18 protein-coding genes are annotated in these 19,971 nt (G+C 58.4%); 14 read left to right on the top strand and 4 right to left on the bottom strand.

The features are described from left to right. Positions 1-3: 3 nt before the first annotated feature. A complete protein-coding gene (locus AAC076_RS11695) occupies positions 4-879 on the bottom strand; it encodes a methyltransferase (RefSeq protein ID WP_339845813.1) in 876 nt (291 codons plus the stop codon). A gap of 171 nt (positions 880-1,050) precedes the next feature. Between AAC076_RS11695 and arsS the strand changes: the two genes are divergently transcribed. The 3 genes from arsS to AAC076_RS11710 are packed head-to-tail and all read left to right on the top strand — an operon-like array spanning position 1,051 to position 4,403. Further along, positions 1,051-2,013, top strand: a complete 963-nt coding sequence (gene arsS / locus AAC076_RS11700) for an arsenosugar biosynthesis radical SAM (seleno)protein ArsS (protein WP_339845815.1) — start codon at positions 1,051-1,053, stop codon at positions 2,011-2,013. Positions 2,014-2,049: 36 nt separating this feature from the next. After that, a complete protein-coding gene (locus AAC076_RS11705) occupies positions 2,050-3,444 on the top strand; it encodes a sodium:solute symporter (RefSeq protein ID WP_339845818.1) in 1,395 nt (464 codons plus the stop codon). After that, positions 3,441-4,403, top strand: coding sequence for a hypothetical protein (locus AAC076_RS11710; RefSeq protein ID WP_339845820.1), 963 nt, complete (start codon positions 3,441-3,443; stop codon positions 4,401-4,403). The genes AAC076_RS11705 and AAC076_RS11710 overlap by 4 nt, the downstream gene beginning before the upstream one ends. A 10-nt stretch (positions 4,404-4,413) precedes the next feature. Here AAC076_RS11710 and AAC076_RS11715 read toward each other — a convergent pair whose 3' ends face one another. Then, complete coding sequence (locus AAC076_RS11715; RefSeq protein ID WP_339845822.1) at positions 4,414-4,911, bottom strand: MarR family transcriptional regulator; 498 nt, start codon at positions 4,909-4,911, stop codon at positions 4,414-4,416. Between the two features lie 124 nt (positions 4,912-5,035). On the opposite strand from AAC076_RS11715, the gene AAC076_RS11720 reads away from it, so the two are divergent. From AAC076_RS11720 to alkB, 10 genes are all read left to right on the top strand, one after another. Then, entirely contained in the window at positions 5,036-5,491 is a 456-nt protein-coding gene (locus AAC076_RS11720; protein WP_339845824.1) for a DUF1499 domain-containing protein, read from the top strand. Between the two features lie 42 nt (positions 5,492-5,533). After that, positions 5,534-7,678 carry an FAD-dependent oxidoreductase gene (locus AAC076_RS11725; RefSeq protein ID WP_339845826.1) on the top strand — a complete coding sequence of 715 codons (2,145 nt, stop codon included), beginning with the start codon at positions 5,534-5,536 and terminating at the stop codon, positions 7,676-7,678. After that, a complete protein-coding gene (locus AAC076_RS11730) occupies positions 7,679-8,620 on the top strand; it encodes a glycosyltransferase family 2 protein (protein WP_339845828.1) in 942 nt (313 codons plus the stop codon). A gap of 7 nt (positions 8,621-8,627) precedes the next feature. Beyond that, a complete protein-coding gene (locus AAC076_RS11735; RefSeq protein WP_339845830.1) occupies positions 8,628-9,248 on the top strand; it encodes a TIGR04282 family arsenosugar biosynthesis glycosyltransferase in 621 nt (206 codons plus the stop codon). A gap of 148 nt (positions 9,249-9,396) precedes the next feature. Next, positions 9,397-10,593: an acyl-CoA dehydrogenase family protein gene (locus AAC076_RS11740; RefSeq protein ID WP_339845831.1), complete on the top strand. Its 1,197-nt coding sequence runs from the start codon at positions 9,397-9,399 to the stop codon at positions 10,591-10,593. A 472-nt stretch (positions 10,594-11,065) separates the two neighbouring features. Further along, on the top strand, positions 11,066-11,830 hold the full coding sequence (locus tag AAC076_RS11745) for an SDR family oxidoreductase (protein WP_339845832.1): 765 nt from the start codon (positions 11,066-11,068) through the stop codon (positions 11,828-11,830). 138 nt (positions 11,831-11,968) lie between these two features. Beyond that, positions 11,969-13,018: a phosphotransferase gene (locus AAC076_RS11750; RefSeq protein ID WP_339845833.1), complete on the top strand. Its 1,050-nt coding sequence runs from the start codon at positions 11,969-11,971 to the stop codon at positions 13,016-13,018. A gap of 291 nt (positions 13,019-13,309) precedes the next feature. Next, a complete protein-coding gene (surE, locus tag AAC076_RS11755) occupies positions 13,310-14,149 on the top strand; it encodes a 5'/3'-nucleotidase SurE (RefSeq protein ID WP_339845835.1) in 840 nt (279 codons plus the stop codon). A gap of 125 nt (positions 14,150-14,274) precedes the next feature. Further along, positions 14,275-15,063 carry an SDR family NAD(P)-dependent oxidoreductase gene (locus tag AAC076_RS11760; protein ID WP_339845837.1) on the top strand — a complete coding sequence of 263 codons (789 nt, stop codon included), beginning with the start codon at positions 14,275-14,277 and terminating at the stop codon, positions 15,061-15,063. Positions 15,064-15,326: 263 nt separating this feature from the next. Further along, positions 15,327-15,983: a DNA oxidative demethylase AlkB gene (gene alkB / locus AAC076_RS11765; RefSeq protein ID WP_339845941.1), complete on the top strand. Its 657-nt coding sequence runs from the start codon at positions 15,327-15,329 to the stop codon at positions 15,981-15,983. Between the two features lie 87 nt (positions 15,984-16,070). On the opposite strand, the gene AAC076_RS11770 is transcribed toward alkB, so the two are convergent. Then, a complete protein-coding gene (locus AAC076_RS11770) occupies positions 16,071-17,255 on the bottom strand; it encodes an acetyl-CoA C-acyltransferase (protein ID WP_339845840.1) in 1,185 nt (394 codons plus the stop codon). Between the two features lie 73 nt (positions 17,256-17,328). Then, entirely contained in the window at positions 17,329-18,660 is a 1,332-nt protein-coding gene (locus tag AAC076_RS11775) for an MFS transporter (RefSeq protein WP_339845842.1), read from the bottom strand. A 148-nt stretch (positions 18,661-18,808) separates the two neighbouring features. On the opposite strand from AAC076_RS11775, the gene AAC076_RS11780 reads away from it, so the two are divergent. Further along, complete coding sequence (locus tag AAC076_RS11780) at positions 18,809-19,903, top strand: FAD-dependent oxidoreductase (RefSeq protein ID WP_339845844.1); 1,095 nt, start codon at positions 18,809-18,811, stop codon at positions 19,901-19,903. The last annotated feature ends 68 nt before the right edge of the window (positions 19,904-19,971 follow it).

Here is a 19,971-nt window from a genome sequence, read left to right on the forward strand (position 1 = left end):
CAATTATTCCGGCTTGACGAACAGGAGCGTCATCCGGTCGCTCTCGCCAATCCCCATATACTCAATGCGGTTATCGTTGCCTTCTCGCAGGGTGGGAGGCAGGCTCCATACGCCCTCGGGATGGTCGCGTATATCCTGGGGGTTCTGATTGATTGCACTGCGCGAAACAAGTTCAAAGCCCGCTTCCAGCGCCAACTCAGTGATCAATTCCTCTGACACATAGCCGGTATCGATCATCTCCTGCAGGTCTACACCGGGTCGCGCCCGATGCTCTACCAGACCGAGCATGCCACCGGGCTTGAGTACATCGAACATCTTGGCAAAAACGGTGCGGGTTTCATCCATGCCGACAGCGAGCCAGTTATGCACGTTACGGAAAGTCACCACACGATCTGCGCTGCCTGACTCGGCTATTGGGTTGCCGGGATCGTAGTCGAGGGTGGCCATCTCTACTGCGTTGTATACATCACGGCGGGTGAGCAGGCGCTGATAGTCGGCACGCGATTTCTTGAAAAACTCGACGTCGCTATCTTCCGGGAAGTGCGCGGCGATCAGCTTGCCGTCTTCATGCAGTAGTGGCGCCAGGATCTCGGTATACCAGCCCTGACCAGGCCAGATCTCTACCACTGTCTGGTCTGCGCGAATACCGAAGAATTCCAGTGTGGCCTGCGGATTACGGTGCGCGTCACGCATGATGTTCGAGATGGAACGGGTAGCGCTGCCCACGGCATCGCGAATGGCTGCTGTCTCTTCAAAACTCAGAGCCGGCGCCTGCGTGGTGGACAGCGTGACCGAGCTGGTGTCGGCCGTCTGCGCCATGACCGGAGCAATACCCGACGCCACACACACACATGCAATTCCAACTAAAAGATGACGCATTATCTTCTCCTGCCTAGTAACGTTTTATCCGAAGCCTAACAGTTGGATACACAAGGTTCATGTTTGCCATGGGTTTTTTGCTACCAAGCTGTAACAATCATCCCAATTGTGTATCAAAGAAATATGCCCGGGCTGACAGTTCAAGGGCAACTCATTCAAACGGAGCCTACTGTGCGCGATACGTTACCGCTTCTGGACAATCTATCGTTCCCGGCGATTGCCCGCTCAGGCTTGCAGACCCTGCAGGTCAATCTCACTTACACCTGCAATCAGCGCTGCCTGCATTGCCATGTGAACGCCGGCCCTACCCGCACCGAGGCCATGAGCGATCAGGTGCTGGCTACCCTATATGACGTCATAGATGCTCACTCGGTTCAGATTCTCGATCTCACTGGTGGTGCGCCCGAAATGCATCCACGGTTTCGCGAGATTGTCGCCCACGCCCGTCGCGAAGGCCTGCAGGTGATCGACCGCTGTAATCTGACCATTCTGACCGAGCCCGGTTATGAGGGCTTGGCAGAGTTTCTGGCCGAGCATCAGGTGATTGTTTCTGCCTCCCTGCCCTGCTACTCCCGCGACAACGTCGACAAGCAGCGTGGAGATGGCGTGTTCGAACGCAGCATTCAGGGCCTGCAGATGCTCAACGCGCTGGGTTATGGGCAGCCGGAGAGCAATCTGCAGCTCAATCTGGTTTACAACCCCCAAGGCCCGAGTCTGCCGCCACCCCAGGCAGCTCTGCAGGCTGATTATAAAAGCCACTTACATGAAGACTTCGGCATCGTCTTTGATCAGTTGCACACGATCACCAACCAACCCATCGCCCGATTTGGCAGTACGCTGGTCAGCAAGGGGCAGTTCAACGATTACATGCAACTGCTGCGCGACAACTTCAGCGAGCAAAACATGGCATCCCTGATGTGTCGGTCGATGGTCAGCGTGGACTGGCAGGGTTACCTGTATGACTGCGACTTCAATCAGATGCTCGATCTGCCGATGAATCTGCTGGCAAGTGACCGTAGCCACCTGAGTGACCTGCTGGACAATGATGTGGAAAACAACCCCATCGTTACCCGCGACCATTGCTTCGCCTGTACCGCTGGTCAGGGCTCGAGCTGCGGCGGCGCTCTTGGTTGATGGCTTTAACTAACAAAAACTAGCGACGGACGCAGCATGCAATTGACCAGTTGGACGGGCCTGTTTTTTTGGGGTTTTCTGGTGGTGTACGGGGCGATGATGTATTGGATGTCGCCACGCACAGTGACCATTGGCGGCTTCTTCAATGGAGAAGACAGCGCCGGCGGCAAGGCGTCCCCTTTCCTGCTGACCACCAGTATTTTCATCAGCTGGATTTTCGCCAAATCAGTCACCAACGCCGCTAACCTGGGTGCCGAGTTCGGCCTGGTCGGCGGGTTGGCCTATGCCACCTACTGGTTGTCGATTCCTTTGTGTGGCGTGGTCATCTACCGTTTGCGCCGCCACTTCGGCGCCACCGGCATGGTGCAGTTTCTGACCTCCCAGTACGGCCGTGCCGCGGCGCTGGCCTTTACCGCCGCCATCCTGATTCGCCTGTTCAACGAAGTCTGGAGCAATACTGCGGTTGTCGGCGGTTACTACGGCGAAAGCGGCAGCATCGAATTCATAGGTGCTGCCCTTCTGTTTACGGCGGTGACCCTGGCTTACAGTCTGCGTGGTGGACTGCGCAGCTCCATCCTTACCGATGCCGCCCAGGCAGCCATATTTGTCGTGGCGCTGGTCGCTGTACTGGCTCTGGTATTACCCCAACACTCCCCGACCGAACTGGCCAGCACCAGTAACTGGGCCCTGAACGCCGGTGTGGATCTGCTGCTGGTCGCCTGCCTGCAACTGGTGAGTTACCCCTTTCATGATCCGGTCCTGACCGACCGCGGTTTTATCAGTGAAGAGCGCGGTATGCTCAAGGCCTTTGGTGTCGCCGGGGTGCTGGGATTCTTCGCCATTCTCGCATTCAGCCTGATCGGCGTGCATGCGGATCTGATGGGCATGGCGGCTTCAGGGAACGTGCCGGCCGATCTGGCTCGCGCCCTGGGACTGTCTGCGCTGGTAGTAATGACTATCGTGATGATTTCCGCCGCCGGCTCGACCCTGGATTCGACCTTCTCCAGCCTCGCAAAGCTGGTCGGACGCGAGCTTCCCGCGCTGGCAGGCAAGGATCTGGGCCGCAAGGCATTGGCAGTAGGCATGAGCGCGATGGTGCTGTTTGCCCTGTTCGGTAATCTGCCAATGCTGGCCGGCACCGACATTCTCAAGGCCACGACTATCAGCGGGACCATGGTGATGGGGCTGGCACCGGTATTTGTGCTGCACGGCTTCGTCACGCCCACACGCGCAGGCTTTCACCTGAGTTTCTGGACGGGTCTGGCACTCGGCATTGCGCTCACCATAAATTGGATACCCGCGAACTGGGCCATTGGCGATGGCAAATACGCGCTGTTGCTGGGCACAAACCTGTATGGCCTGTTGCTGTGCACCGCCCTGTACTTGATTGCCGGTTGGCTGCAGCGCCCTGGCAACAGGAGCCTGGCATGACTGCTGGACGCACCTGCCCACTGGATTACCGTCTGCCACCGGACAGCTTCGCCGGCGAAACGCTTTTCGAATGCCAGGTGCTGTATGTGATCGGCGGTCTGTACGGCAATCGTCAGGCGCTTACTGCACTGGAAAAACGCCTGGCAGCCGAGCCTGGTGCCAGGGCGGTGTTCAATGGAGATATGCACTGGTTTGATGTGGAGCCCGCTCTGTTTAGCGATATCGAAACGCGACTGGCAGCGCACACCCTGCTGCGCGGCAACGTCGAAACCGAGCTCGCACGGCCCAATGACAGCGCCGCCGGCTGCGGTTGCGGCTACCCGGAAGACGTGGACGACCACACCGTCGAGCGCTCCAATCAGATTCATGCGAGCCTGTGCGATACCGTCCTCCAGTTACCCGGCATGACCCAGCGTCTGGCCGAGCGTCCTGCCACTGCGGTGATCAGCGTTGCGGGCAAGCGCATTGCGATCACCCATGGGGATGAAAGCGCCCTGGCCGGCTGGGCCTGCTCGCGCTCAGCCCTCCTTGAGCCAGCCCGCCAGCTGGCATTGCAAGCCTGGGCTGCAACCAACCTTATTGATGTATTGGCCACCAGCCACACCTGCGCGCCAGCTGCATTGGCTTTACCTGGACTCGCCGTTATCAACAACGGGGCGGCTGGCATGCCGAATTTCAACAATGGCCGTTACGGTCTGGTCACCCGCATCGCCACCCATGCCCACCCCTCTGCGATCTATCGCGCGCAATTGAATGGTTTGGTCGTGGAAGCGCTCGCGCTTAACTATGCACATGACGGGTTTCTTGAGGATTTTGATCGGCAATGGCCGGCTGAAAGCCCCGCCGCGTTGTCCTATCGGGAACGACTGTTAACCGGCACTGATGACGCACCCGCAGAAGCGATGCTGGGCGGCTTCAGCCTGGGACAGACCCTGTGCGCCTTGGCGGCGCTGGATTGATCACTCGGGCTCAGCTGTCATTGCCCTCGGCTGCGTCCGCACTGCGGCGAACAACGTCGTGATATATCTGCTCGGCAGCCTGCTTGAGCTGTTGAGCCTGCTCCAGTGTCATGCTGGTCATGCAAAAGAGTTTCAAGGGGATGTCACTGGCCTGTTCACGCATTTGTTCGCCGGGGCCGGTTAGTGCAATCAGCCACTGGCGCTCGTCATCAATGCTCTTGTGCCGTTGTACCAGCTCTTTTTGCTCCAGGCGCTTGAGAATCGGCGTCAGGGTACCGGCGTCCAGACGGGTGTCTTCGACAAGTTGTTTTATGGGCACTGCGTCGTGCTCCCATAGCGCCAGCATGACCAGGTACTGCGGATAAGTCAGACCCAACGGCTCTAAAAGGGGTCGATAGGCCCGTACCATCGCATTGCTTGCGCTGTAGAGCGAATGACAGAGCTGATTTCGTAACAACATCCGGCTGTTGGCATCTGATAGAGGAGCGCTTGGGTGTGAGTCGGACATGAAACGTCTCGTGCAGGTGGATACAGGATTTATTTTGCGCACAAGGTATTGACCCGTCAATAGCTGTCGCCTATTGTTTTGCGCACAAGATAGTTTACGCGTTCACACTTTCAAGGAAGCACTAATGAAGATATTGATAATCATCGCCCTGGTACTCGTCACCCTGATCGCTATCGCCTTCGGATTTATCTACTGGCAGAACAGCCAGGTGCCGGAGCTGGGGCATCAGGGCGGACAACTCACGCCACTGAGTGATAACCCCAATGGCGTATCGACCCAGACTGATAACGCAGGAAAGGCCGTTGCCCCCTGGCCGTTCAAGTCGGATCGTGCCGCGACCATGCAAGCCATCAAGAACGCCGTAGCGGCCCATGGTGGCGCCGAGATAGTGCGTGAGGAGGAGGATTATCTTCGCGTCGTGTTCGTTACGCCTAAAATGCGCTTCCGTGATGATGTCGAGTTCTATCTGGATCAAACGGCCCGTCAGGTGCACTTTCGGTCCGAAAGCCGTGCTGGCAAGTCGGATATGGGCCTCAACCGCCAGCGCTACGAACAGCTGACCACAGAGTACGCCCGGTAAAATCAGTCCCCTTTTATTTTCGCAGTCTGGAGTACCCGCAACATGAAAACCGGCAAGATCATTGTTCTACTCGTCATCGCCGCGTTGGTCGCGGGGTTCTTCCTGTTTGACCTGAACCAGTACTTCAGCCTCGAGGAAATCAAAGCCCAGCAGGCGACACTCAATGCCCAGGTCAGCGCCAATCCGTGGCTGGCTGGCGGCATCTTCTTTGCCATCTACGTGCTGGTAACCGCGCTATCGTTGCCTGGTGCCGCCCTGATGACCCTGCTTGGCGGGGCGCTCTTCGGCATTGGTTGGGGTCTGTTGATTGTCTCCTTCGCCTCAACCCTGGGCGCCACACTGGCGATGCTGATCAGCCGTTTCCTGCTACGGGACTGGGTACAGGAGCGCTTTGGCAGCAAACTCAAGCCGATCAACAGGGGCATGGAGCGTGAGGGTTCCTTCTATCTTTTTGCCCTGCGCCTGGTACCTGCCTTTCCGTTCTTTGTGATCAACCTGGCCATGGGCCTTACGCGTATCAAGGTCGGCAGCTACTGGATAGTCAGCCAGATCGGCATGCTGCCGGGCACGCTGGTATTTGTAAATGCGGGCCGTCAGTTGGGGGAGCTGGAGTCATTGGGCGGCATTTTGTCGGTCGATCTGATCGGGGCCTTCGTGCTGCTGGGATTATTCCCGCTGATCGCACGCAAGATCCTCGATCTCGTCAAGGCACGTCGGGTTTACACCGGCTGGACCAAGCCCGCGCAGTTTGACCGCAATCTGGTGGTGATCGGCGCTGGTAGTGGCGGTCTGGTAAGCGCTTATATCGCTGCGGCGGTCAAAGCCAACGTCAGCCTGATTGAAAAACATGCCATGGGTGGCGACTGCCTCAATACCGGCTGCGTGCCCTCCAAGGCTCTGATCCGTTCGGCCAAGCTGGCCGCCGAGGTTAATCGCGCCCATGCCCTGGGCTATAACGAGGCCAGTGCGAGCGTGAACTTTGCTCGGGTGATGGATCGCATCCAGCGGGTCATTGGCGATATCGAACCCCATGATTCGGTGGAGCGCTATACCGGTCTGGGCGTCGAGGTACATCAGGGCGCAGCAACTATCCTTTCGCCTTGGGAGGTCGAGGTAAACGGGCAAACCCTGACCACACGCAACATCATCATCGCCGCTGGTGCACGACCGTTCATGCCGCCGATACCGGGCCTGGATAAAGCCAACGCCTTCAACTCGGACACTATCTGGGGCCTGCGCGAGCAACCCAAGCGTCTGTTGATTCTGGGTGGCGGCCCGATTGGTTGTGAGTTGTCCCAGGCCTTTCAGCGCCTGGGCAGCCAGGTCATTCAGGTGGAACGCGATACGCGTCTGCTGGCCAAGGAAGACCCCGATGCGGCCGAGGTAGTAACCAGGACGCTGCGCGAAGAGGGTGTTGATCTGCGTCTGCAGCACAATGCCGAGCGCTTCGAGAAGGTCGACGGGCAGGATCAACTTGTCGCGCGCAATCTGGAAACCGACGAGGAAGTCACCATTGCATTTGATGCAGTACTGGTTGCCGTCGGCCGCAAGGCCAACACCGAAGGTTATGGCATCGAGAAACTGGACCTGGTCAAGCGCGAGAATGGCACCCTGGATACCGATGAGTTTCTGGCCACGCGTTACCCGAACATCTACGCCGTAGGTGATGTGACTGGACCCTACCAGTTCACCCACGTATCAGCGCATCAGGCCTGGTACGCAGCAGTCAATGCGTTGTTTGGTACATTCAAGCGCTTCAAGGTGGATTATCGCGTCATCCCGCGGGTGACCTTTACCGACCCCGAAGTCGCCACCGTAGGCCTGACCGAGGCCGATGCGAAAGAACAGGAGGTGAAGTACGAGATCACCCGCTATGGTATCGACGACCTGGACCGGGCAATCGCCGATCAGGCTGCCGAGGGTTATGTGAAGGTGCTCACCGTGCCGGGCAAGGACACCATTCTGGGTGTGACCATTGTCGGCGCCCACGGTGGCGAACTACTGGCCGAATATGTACTGGCGATGAAGTACAACCTGGGTCTGAACAAGATACTCGGCACCATCCACAGCTACCCGACCATGGCTGAAGCCAACAAGTTCGCCGCCGGCGAATGGAAACGCGCCCACGCACCGGAGAAACTGCTGCAATGGGTAGCCAAGTTCCACCGCTGGCGTCTGGGCAACTGAATGCCCTGGTTGTCGGTTGTTGTACCCGTACGTAATGAGGCTGCTGGCATCGTTCAGGTGCTGGAGCCATTGCAGGGGTTACGGGGCGAGATCGAGATCATTGTGGCAGACGGGGGGAGTGAGGACGGCACTGTTGGACTGGCTGGACCGCTGGCGGATCAGGTTATTGGTTCCGCCCCAGGGCGGGCCCTGCAGATGAATGCGGGGGCTGCGCTGGCCAGCGGTGAGGTGTTGCTGTTTTTGCACGCGGATACGCGTTTGCCTGAGGGGTTTTTGGGGATGATTCGGGCCGTAATGCCCGAATCTTTACCTGTCACTTCCGTCCCTTCCTCCGTCATTCCTAACTATTCGACTGCCATTCCCATATCTTCCCCCGTCATTCCCATATCTTCCCCCGTCATTCCCGCGAACGCGGGAATCCATACCGACCCTCAGACAACACCGAGCCACAAACAAGAATCCTCAGCCCAACCTGACCCCAGCATGGACCCCCGCGTTCGCGAGGATGACGTTAAGGGGGGGCCCGATTCCCGCGCGCACACCAACTGCGAGACAGCCCAATGGGGTCGTTTCGATGTTTGCCTGTCACCCTCCTCCCCCGCGCTCAATGTGGTCGCCTGGATGATGAACCAACGCTCACGTCTGACCGGGATCTGCACGGGGGACCAGGCCATATTTGTGCGGCGTGACCTGTTAAACCAAGTGGGTGGCTACGCGGACATCCCGCTTATGGAGGACATCGACCTCTCCAAACGCCTGAAACGCTTCTCCCCACCTGCCTGTATCCGCACTCCTCTCAGTACATCCAGCCGTCGCTGGCAACAAAACGGCGTGATCAGAACGATCCTGTTGATGTGGTCGTTGCGTCTGCAGTACTGGGCTGGTGTTTCCCCGGTGCGACTCGCGGAAAAATACTATCCTGCCCGGCAACTCGAAAAATGAGCGTGCAATGACCGCAACCCGTCCGCTAATAATATTCGCCAAAGCCCCGGTTCCGGGGCAGGTAAAAACCCGCCTGATCCCCGCCCTTGGGCCTGACGGCGCCTGTGAACTGTACGAAAGATTGCTGCGGCACTCACTGGAACAGACCCGAGACTGGCCTGGCGAACGCTTGCTCTATTGCGCTCCGGATACCATCCACCCGGTCATCCAGACATTGGCCCTTGAACACAAATTGATCTTGCGCCAGCAGCAAGGCGAGGACCTGGGCCAGCGTATGGCCAATGCCCTGGCAGATCATTCCAATGGCGCTCTGCTGATCGGTACCGACTGTCCACTGCTCGACTGCAAACATCTGCACGCGGCCGACCTGGCTTTGGAGCAGAACGATATCGTCATCATCCCCAGCGAAGACGGTGGTTACGTTCTGATCGGTGAGCGCACACCGCATCCGGCACCGTTCAGCAACATGACCTGGAGTCACGCCGATGTCCTCAGGGACACGGAAACTCGCATCGTGCAGGCTGGTCTGAGCCTTTGGCTGGGTCCGGTGCTCTGGGATCTGGACGAGCCGGAGGACCTGCCGAGGCTATCGGAACTGAGCATCCCGTTTGGGCACGATCCCCGCTGAGTCATCCATCACAACTGTTTATGCAACTGCATTCCATCTGCGGGACATAGTTCCGCTCCCCAATCCGTGACTATATGGTCAGGCTTTGCCGTTGCGCCCTGACGCGTGATGGTCCATTGCCCTAGCACCCGACCAGACAAGGATAACCATGTTCGAACTCAGCCCCCGCGTTCAGGACCTCAAAGAACAACTCGAAAGCTTCATGGACGAGCACATTTACCCCAACGAAAAGCTCTTCTACGAGCAGGTGAAGCGGGACAAGTGGGGAGCGCCGCCGATTCAGGAAGAACTCAAGGCCAAGGCGAAAAGCATGGGGCTGTGGAACCTGTTTTTGCCCCACAGCGAGCGTGGTGCAGGGCTTAACAATGAAGAATACGGTCACCTGTGTGAAATCATGGGCCGCTCCTCCATTGCGCCCGAGGTGTTCAACTGCAGCGCGCCGGACACAGGCAACATGGAAACCATCGAGCGCTATGGCAATGAAGAACAGAAGGAACAGTGGCTCAAGCCCTTGCTGGCCGGCGAGATTCGCTCCTGCTTCTCGATGACCGAACCTGATGTGGCGTCTTCCGATGCTACCAACATCCAGTGCGAGATCCGCCGCGAAGGCGACGAGTACGTGATCAATGGTACCAAGTGGTGGTCCTCTGGAGCCATGGCTAACAGCTGCAAGATTGCTATCGTGATGGGCAAGAGCAATCCCGATGCACCCAAGCACCTGCAGCAGAGCATGATCCTGGTGCCACTTGACGCGCCCGGCGTGACCATCGTGCGTGACCTGCATGTGTTTGGTTACGACCACGCACCCCACGGCCATGCCGAGATCAAGTACGAGAACGTGCGCGTACCGGTTTCTAATATGTTGCTGGGTGAAGGTCGCGGCTTCGAGATCGCCCAGGGTCGCCTCGGGCCGGGCCGGATTCACCACTGCATGCGCAGTATCGGCGTCGCCGAACGCGCGCTGGAAGCCATGTGCCGCCGCGCCGCCGATCGCGTTGCATTCGGTAAGCCGCTGTACAAGCACGGCAGCACCTCCGAGAACATCGCCAAGTCCCGCTGCGAGATTGACCAGGCGCGTCTTTTGACCATCATGGCCGCGCGTAGCATGGACCAGTTCGGCAACAAGATCGCACGCCAGCAGATCGCGATGATCAAGGCCGTCGCCCCGACCATGCTCTGCAACGTGCTCGACCGCGCCATCCAGGTCCACGGCGCCGCAGGCGTTTGCCAGGATACCTTCCTCGCCTCAGCCTACGCCAAAGCCCGCACCCTGCGCCTGGCCGACGGTCCGGATGAAGTGCATTTGGGCACCATCGCGAAGCTGGAGATGAGCCGGTACCTCTAGATCGTACTCCGGCATCACTGCAATCACCCTCACGTCATCCCCGCGAACGCGGGGATCCATTCGCGGGGTTGGGTGCACTGAGTCTTGTCAATTGAGCCTGGTGGGGACGGCGAGTCAGTATGGATTCCCGCGTGCGCGGGTATGACGGATAAAAGATACGGCGTCTCCGCCAACACCCTTACATCATCCCCGCGAATGTGGGGATCCATTCGCGGGGTTGGGTGCACTGAGGCTTGTCAATTGAGCCTGGTAGGGACGGCGAGTCAGTATGGATTCCCGCGTGCGCGGGAATGACGGGGGAAAGCAACGTCGTGCGCGGGATTGACGAGGAAAATTACGTCATCCGCGTGAACGCCCGAGAGTCATCCCCGCGTGCACTCTACGTCATCCCCGCGAACGCGGGGATCCATGCTGACTGTCGTTTACAGCACCCAACCAAATACCCAGACAATCAACGCCAACAGAGAACAACATGAGTACATTATTTGACCTGACCGGCAAGGTAGCCGTCATCACCGGTTCCACAAAAGGCATCGGCAAGGCCATCGCCGAGGAGTACGCCAAGGCCGGTGCCAGGGTGGTTATCTCCAGCCGCAAGGCTGATGTCTGTGAGCAAGTCGCCAACGAACTCAAATCCAAGGGCTTTGACGCCCTGCCCATCGCCTGCCACGTGGGCGACAAGGCGCAGTTGCAGAACCTGGTCGACAAGACCATCGAGGCCTGGGGCAGGATCGATATTCTGGTCTGCAACGCAGCGACCAACCCAGTCTACGGCGCCACTTCCACAGTGAGCGACGAGGCCTTCGACAAGATCATGGGCACCAACGTCAAGGGCACCTTCTGGCTCTGCAATATGGTCATTCCGCAGATGGTCAATCTGGGTGGTGGTTCCATCGTACTGCTCTCAAGCATTGCCGGTATCCGCGCCAGCGCCAACATCGGCGTGTATGGCATGTCCAAGGCTGCCGAGGCAGGTCTGGCGCGTAACCTATCGTTGGAATGGGGGCCGCATAACATCCGCGTCAATTCCATTGCACCTGGCCTGATCCGTACCGATTTTGCCCAGGCCCTGATGGACGATCCTGACCGCCTCAAGCGCATCGAAGAAAAGCTGCCCCTGCGCCGCGTCGGCGAACCCGTGGATATCGCGGGTGTTGCGCTATTTCTGGCTTCTGCCGCAGGTGCCTACGTCACCGGCCAGACGATCGTGGCGGACGGTGGCGATACCATTACCTGAAAAAAGTCCTGGGGTTGTGCAGGATTGCTGCGTATTCAGCGCAGCAATACCCCGGCCGTACTGCAAGACAGCCGCATCCCCTTTCGTCCAGAATACCTCTACTCTTGATCAACGATTCCAATAACAGGTTACCTGCAGATGAGCGAAGCCATCCTGATTGATGTTTTACCCGCACACCAATTCGACCAAGATCGCCTTACCCGGTACCTCACCGGACACTTGCCAGGCGCGGAATCCGGAATGAGCGTCAAACAGTTCCAGGGCGGCCAGTCCAATCCGACCTATTTGCTGGAGATCGGCGGCAAGCGCTACGTACTGCGTAAAAAGCCACCAGGCAAGCTGCTGCCGTCGGCCCACATGGTTGAACGCGAATATCAGGTGATCAATGCACTGGGTGCCACTGACGTGCCTGTGCCCAAGGCACGCCTGCTGTGTGAGGACCCTGAGATCATTGGTACTGCGTTTTACATCATGGATTACGTGGAAGGTCGGGTGCATACACAACCCCTGCTGGAAGCCGTCGAGCAGAGCCAGCGCGAACCTATCTATCACTCGATGATCGAGACCATGGCCAAGCTGCACAATGTCGACTGGAAAGCAGTCGGCCTGGAAAGCTATGGCAAGGCCGAGGGCTACATTCCCCGCCAGATCAAACGCTGGAGCGGCCAGTTTGAAGCGAGCCGCACCGGCGACATGCCCGCCATGGACGAGCTCATGGCCTGGCTGCCGAAGAACATGCCGGAGAAAGATGAAACCACTATCGCCCATGGCGACTTCCGGGTCGGCAATCTGATTCTGCACCCCACCGAGCCCAGGGTCGTATCGATCCTCGACTGGGAACTGGCAACCCTGGGCCATCCCCTGTCTGACCTGGCCTATTGCTGCCTCCCCTACCACCTACCCGCAGGCATGAACGGCGTGAAGGGCATGCTCGGCGTAGATCTCAAGGGTATGGGCTTGCCGGAGGAACAGCAGGTACTGGACTGGTACTGCCAGTACACCGGCCGCAGCGAGATCCCGAACTGGAATTTCTTCGTCGCGTTCTCACTGTTCCGCCTGGCGGCCATTGTGCAGGGTGTTTACCACCGCGCATTGCAAGGCAATGCCAGTAACGCTGATGCGCTGGAAGTGGGTAAGCGCGCAGGTCTGCTGGCCCAGCGTGGCTGGGAGATAGCGCAGGGGAAATAAGTAGTTTCGGCACCAACATCCTTGGCGACTGGAAGCGGAAGCCAAGGTCAAAATGGATTCCCGCGTGCGCACGCCACCGTCATCCTCGCGAACGCGGGGATCCATTGTCGTGTTCAGAAACGCTGATGTTTCGCGTTCCCGACTCGGTGTTGCTGAAAGGTCAGAATGGATTCCCGCGTGCGCGGGAATGACGGGAAAACGAGAGAATGACGCCCCCCACCATCATCTTCGCGAACGCGGGGATTCATTGTCGGGTCAGGAACAACACACCATATTTCAGGAGAGAGCTAGATGTCCAAACCGATCAAACGCGTACTGCTGACGAACGACGACGGTTGGCGCGGTCCGGGGCTGAAAATCCTCGAAGATATAGCCGAGCAGATCGCCGACGAGGTCTGGATCATTTCCCCCGACCTGGACCAGAGCGGTGTGTCCATGTCCATCACGCTGCATTCGCCACTGCGCGTTCACCAGTTCGAGGAGCGACGTTTCAGCATCAGCGGCACACCCAGTGACTGTGTGTTGCTGGCAGTCGGCGAACTCATGCCAGTCCCGCCCGACCTGGTGCTGTCTGGCGTGAATGCCGGCGCCAATATCAGCGACTCGGTGGCCTATTCCGGCACGATCGGCGGCGCGCTGACAGCTACGCTGATGGGCATCCCTTCGATTGCCCTGTCCCAGGCCTATCACAAGGGCAACGAAATCCACTGGGAGACGGCCAGCCAGTTTGGCGCGGGCATCGTGCGCCAGCTACTGGAAAAAGGCTGGCCGACCGATTGCGCGATGAACGTCAATTTTCCCGCTACGCCTCCAGGTGAGGTCACCGGTATTGCCACCTGCCGCGCCCGTGCCGGCAGCATCGGCGGCATCAATATCGAAAGCCGAAGGGACACGCGCGACATTCCCTACTACTGGCTTGGATTCCAGCGCCAGACTGAGCGCATTATTGGCATGGATACGGATGTTGGTGCCCTGCGCGCCGGTCGTATCAGCATCTCACCACTGCGCTTTGAACGCGATATCGCTACCTGGCAGCTCGACAATCAGGCGATCTCGGAGAAGCTTGGCATCAGCTACCAAAGTGACGAGGCCTTGGCCGGCGCTGGAACTGATCCGAGCATTGATCACTGAGCCATGTGAAAGGCTGAACGCTTGAAGCCAATGAAATTCAAATCTATCCAAACAGCCCGGCGCAGAGCCAGATGATCTGCGCTGACTGGTTATTTTAATTTTGTTACTAACAGGGAGAGACCATCATGCAACGCTATGAAAATAAAGTCGTTCTGATCACCGGTGCAGGCAGTGGTATTGGCAGAGCCACCGCCAAGCGTATGGCCAGTGAAGGCGCCCATCTGATGCTGGTAGATCGCAATGAGGAAGGCCTGAATCAGACGCGCGATGAGCTGCCCGCCGGCACCAAGGTACTCCTGCAGGCCATGGATGTGTCTGACGAGAGTGCGGTTGAAAAGTGCGTTGCCGATGCGATCGCGCATTACGGTCAGTTGGACGTCCTGTGCAACAACGCCGGCATCGCCGGTGGCGATTACGGTACCGCGCCAGAACAGAATCTGGAGACTTGGCAGAAGATCATCAGCGTCAACCTCTACGGCGTGATGCTGTTTACCAAATACGCCTCCAGGCAAATGATAGAACAGGGCAAGGGCGCCATTGTGAATACCGCTTCAGTAGCAGGTATCCGCTCCGGCGCAGGTGGCAATGCGTACAGCGCGTCGAAGGCTGGTGTGATCAACTTCACCATGACATCGGCTTGCGACCTGGGTGGCTCCAACATACGGGTCAATGCTGTTTGCCCAGGCCTGGTGGAAACCGGCATGACCAAACCCGTGTTCGACTACGCCCGGTCCAACAACAAGGAGCAGAAGCTCGGTGCCCGCTGTGAGCTCCGCCGCTACGGCCGCCCCGATGAGATAGCCGCCGCGATCGCCTTCCTCGGCAGCGACGATGCCAGCTATGTAACCGGTCAGGCGCTGGCGGTGGATGGCGGCAATACCGCCTCGTTGAACCTGCCAGGCATGAAAGTCTAAGGCCTTCGTGAGGGCTGAAGAGGATTCCCGCGAACGCGGGAATCCATGGACCGGCGCGGGCGCGCCAAGACGTTGCATACGTTAACTAAGTGTTTACTGAAAAACCGCTTGGATTCCCGCCTTCGCGGGAATGACGGGGTGTGTTTTTGGAATGACCGTGTATTTGGGGAATGACGGTGTACTTAAGGAATGACGGGGTGTTTTGTCAAACGCACGTGCATGGCGTTAACATGGCTACTTATCCAATAGCCATCGATAGGTTCATGAACCAGACCCCCGACCTCTTCGCTCCCACCCCTGCCCTCCGCGAGCCCATTGACGATGGTGCCTGGTTGTTACGTGGTTTCGCGCTGGATCAGGCGGACCATTTGCTCGAGGCAATCCAGCAGGTTGCCGCCCAGGCAGCATTCCGCCATCAGGTCACGCCCGGCGGACATACCATGTCTGCAGCCATGAGTAGCTGTGGTCTATTGGGCTGGGTAACCGATCGCTACGGTTACCGCTACGGCAGCCGTGACCCACTGACCGACCAACCATGGCCGGAGATGCCTCCCATTTTGCGGCAGTTAGCGGTCGAAGCTGCAGAGGCTAGTGATTACGCGCATTTCGAGCCGGATGCCTGCCTGATCAATCGCTATGAAACCGGGGCAAAGATGGGCCTGCACCAGGACAAGGACGAGGAAGATATGGACGCGCCTATTGTCTCGGTATCACTGGGCGCGCCTATCCGTTTTTTGTTTGGGGGTTTGGCGCGGACGGACAAGGCCGAAGGCTGGAAGCTTGAGCATGGCGACGTGGTGGTCTGGGGCGGCCCCAGTCGATTGTTCTTTCATGGCGTCGCGCCCCTTGGCAAGCGCGCTGAACATCCGGCAACGGGGGCTATGCGGTATAACCTGACGTTTCGGAAGGTGCGGGCCTGAGGTGACGCGGACCATCAAAAAACCCGGATCTGAACGAACAGACCCGGGTTTTCTTTCAGCTTCAAGCTTGTTGCTTAAAGCTACGCCTTACAGAACTTCAAACAGACCCGCAGCACCCTGCCCACCACCAATACACATGGTGACGACAACGAACTTGGCGCCGCGGCGCTTGCCTTCGATCAGCGCGTGGCCGGTCAGGCGGGAGCCGGTTACACCATAGGGGTGACCGATGGCGATGGAGCCGCCGTTGACGTTGAGTTTTTCCATTGGGATGCCCAGCTTGTCGCGGCAGTAGACGACCTGCGATGCGAAGGCTTCGTTGAGTTCCCACAGATCAATATCGTCCATGGTCAGACCGTTGCGCTTGAGCAGCTGCGGAATCGCATAGACCGGACCGATGCCCATTTCATCAGGCTCGCAACCGGCAACGCTGAAGCCGCGGAAGATGCCGATAGGCTCGACGTTCTGTTGCTCGGCTGCGGTGCTGTTCATTACAACGCAAACGGAAGCGCCGTCGGACAGCTGGCTGGCGTTGCCAGCGGTGACAAAGTGCTCTGGACCACGGACCGGCTGCAGGCCCTGGAGGGCTTCCAGTGTGGTACTCGGACGGTTGCACTCGTCCTTGACCAGGTTGACTTCCTGCTCGCTGACTTCACCGGTTTCCTTGTCCTTGACCAGCATCTTGACGGTGTAAGGCACGATTTCGTCGTCGAACTTGCCGCTTTCCTGGCCGGCTGCAGTGCGCTGCTGGCTGATCAGGGAATACTCGTCCTGCGACTCACGGCTGACGTTGTAGCGGGCGGCTACGATGTCGGCGGTCTCGATCATGGACATGTACAGGTCGGGCTTATTGTTCTTGATCCACTCGTTGGTGCCGTGGAACATGTTCAGCTTGTCGTTCTGGCACAGGCTGATGGACTCAACGCCGCCGGCGACGATGGCTGGAATTTTCTCGCTGACAACACGCTGGGCAGCAATCGCGATGGACTGTAGCCCGGAGCTGCAAAAACGGTTGATAGACATGCCTGCGGTAGTCACGGGCAAACCAGCGCGGATCGCGGCCAGGCGAGCCATGTTCTTGCCCTGGGCGCCTTCGTGGAAGGTAGCGCCAAGGATGCAGTCTTCAACCAGCGAAGGGTCAATGCCAGCACGCTTGACGGCGTGCTCGATGACGTAGCCGGCCATGTCGACACTGTGGGTGTTGTTCAGCGCGCCGCGATAGGACTTGCCCAGTGCGGTACGGGCTGTGGATACAATAACTGCGTCAGTCATGTTGTAGCTCCTGTTTCAAAAAACCATCTGAAAAGCGCCCGGACTGGCCGGGCATCCATGTGTCGGATCAATTTTAGGCGGGCTGCCGTTCGCCCCACTGCTCGAGCGTCACCCGGCTTTCCCTGTAGGGCTTCAACCCCATCCATAGAAACAGGATGGCGGCGGAAGTAGCGACGCTGGCGACGATGAACAGAGAGTAGCGTATTGCATCATCGTAGCCAAAGACGTAATCGGTCACCAAAGCCACGGCGGTCGGGCCAATACCCAGGCCGATAAGCGTGACGACGAACAGATAGATCGCCGATGCCTGACCACGCATGGCGTTGGGCATGACTTCCTGAATTGCCGCCGGCGCCACGCCAAAGGGCATGGCGATGGTAAAGACATTGAAGACCATCAGCGCCCAGACCATGTTCAGGTCACCCAGCAGGAAAACCACGTTGCAGGGCAAAGTAAGAACAGCTGCCAGCACACCAACACGCATGTTGGCGTCCTTGTGACCCTTGCGCGCCCAGTGGTCCGCCAGGCGGCCCCCGAAGACAATGCCCAGGGAGCCTGCCACCGCAACAATGGAGCCGTAATAGATACCGACTTCGCCAGCGGTCAGATCGTGGGTGCGGATAAAGAAGGTCGGAATCCAGGCCGAAGCACCGTAGGAAGCAAACGACAGGAAAGCAAAGCCGACGTTGTGGCAGATAACAGTCTTGCGGATGCTGACCAGGTAAGCGCCTACATCCTTGAGTGGCACGCTGATGCCAGCACCGATGCCCTTGCGCATGGGTTCCTTGAGCGCCAGCAGGACGAAGCAGAATGCGATACCCGCACCACCAATGATCAGAAAGATCATCTGCCATGGGCGCACCGTGCCCAGGATCGGCAGGATCATGTCGCCCTGATTGGACGCGAAGGTCACTACTATGCCGCCCAGCAAAAAGGCGATGCCCGCACCCAGATAAATACCCATCGAGTAGACACTGATAGCCGTGGCGCGTTTTTCCGGCGGGAAACTGTCGGCTAGCAGCGAATAAGCCGCGGGCGACAGGGCCGCTTCACCGGCACCTACGCCAATCCGGAAGATCACGAAATGCCAGTACTGACTGGCCAGGCCGCAGGCCGCGGTCATCAGGCTCCAGACGAACACGCCCGCGCCGATCAGACCTTTGCGGCTCTTGCTGTCTGCGATCCGGCCCATCGGAATGCCGCAGATAACGTAGAAAATAGCGAAGGACAGGCCCATCAAGAGGCTCATCTGCGTGTCGGAGATATTCAGATCCGCTCGGATGGGTCCTACCAGCAGGTTGAGGATCTGCCGGTCAATAAAAGACAGGATATAACACAGCAAAAGGATGAATACGGTCAACCACGCGCGACCCGAGGTGGGATAAAGGCTATTGTTATTAGACACACTTACTCCGTACAGGCTAGAAAACTGCGAAAAAAGAGATTATCAGGTTCGCAGAGCGAAAGGCGATTTCGTTTATGGCTATCATCAAGGAGCATGCGGCTCCATCAGCATCGGCTATCTGAAACGACCAACTACTCGGGGTAACCTCATGACCACAGCTGTTTCTCCACTTGTTCTTGCTGGTGCAGGCCACGCGCATTTGGTGGCCATGCGTCAATGGATAGACCGCGGCTACCGGGCGCCGGAGGGTGCCGTACTGATCAGCCCCACGCCTCAGGCCTGGTATTCAGGCATGATGCCTGGGCTGATCGCCGGACGCTTTTCCGAGCAACAATGCGCAATCGAGTTGGCGCCCCTGTGCCGCGCCTGTGGACTCGAGCTGATTATCGGCGAGGTCGCGCAACTTGACGCCCACGGGCAGATTCTGACCCTGACGGGCGGACGAACTCTGGGCTATGAATATCTTTCATTGAACTTGGGATCGGTGCCGCCGCAACCCAGAAACCCTGACTACAGCGTGGTCATGGTGCCCGCCAAACCCTTTGCACCTTTTGCCAACCAATGGCAGTCATGGCGTAAAAGATCCGGCGCCATGGAGCTCGCCGTAGTGGGTGGCGGGCCCGCAGCTTTCGAACTGACACTGGCGCTGCACAAAAGCCTGCCCCATGCGCGCCTTTCGCTGATTTGCGACAAAACCCTGCTGGAAGGCCTGGCTCCCGAAGCCGCCCGGCGCGCGCGTAATTTATTGGTCCATCACGCGATCGAACTACGCGAAAACACGCGCATCGAACGAGCCTCTGGTGGCTGGCTGATGAGTGAGTCTCACCGGGTTCAGAAAGCCTCCGCACTGGTTATTGCCACTGGTGCAGGGGCCCATGCTTGGCAGGCAAATTCAGGGTTGGACTGCGATGATTTCGGGTTTATCCGCATCAATGCCAATTTGCAGAGCATCAGCCATGACCGCGTGTTAGCCAGCGGTGATTGCGCAGCTCTGCCAGATACCCCCCATTCGGGCGTCTATGCCGTGCGTCAGGGAGCGATACTGGCCGAAAACATCACGGCTCTGCTCGCCGGACAGCCCTTGCGCGATTACCAGCCGCAGCGACGGGCTCTGGTGCTCATGGCCACCGCCGATGGCGGCGCGCTAATGAGTTATGGCCGCTGGGCTGCCAGTGGACGCTTGCTCGGTCTATGGAAGGACCGCCTGGATCTTGGCTTTATGCGTCGCCACCGAATGGAATGAAGTGCGTGTTGAATTTTTCCTGTCATGGGAACTCGAATGTCTACGGGTCAATTATCCGTATTCATTCA

Source organism: uncultured Halopseudomonas sp. (genome assembly GCF_963977355.1).
Taxonomy (GTDB): Bacteria; Pseudomonadota; Gammaproteobacteria; order Pseudomonadales; family Pseudomonadaceae; genus Halopseudomonas.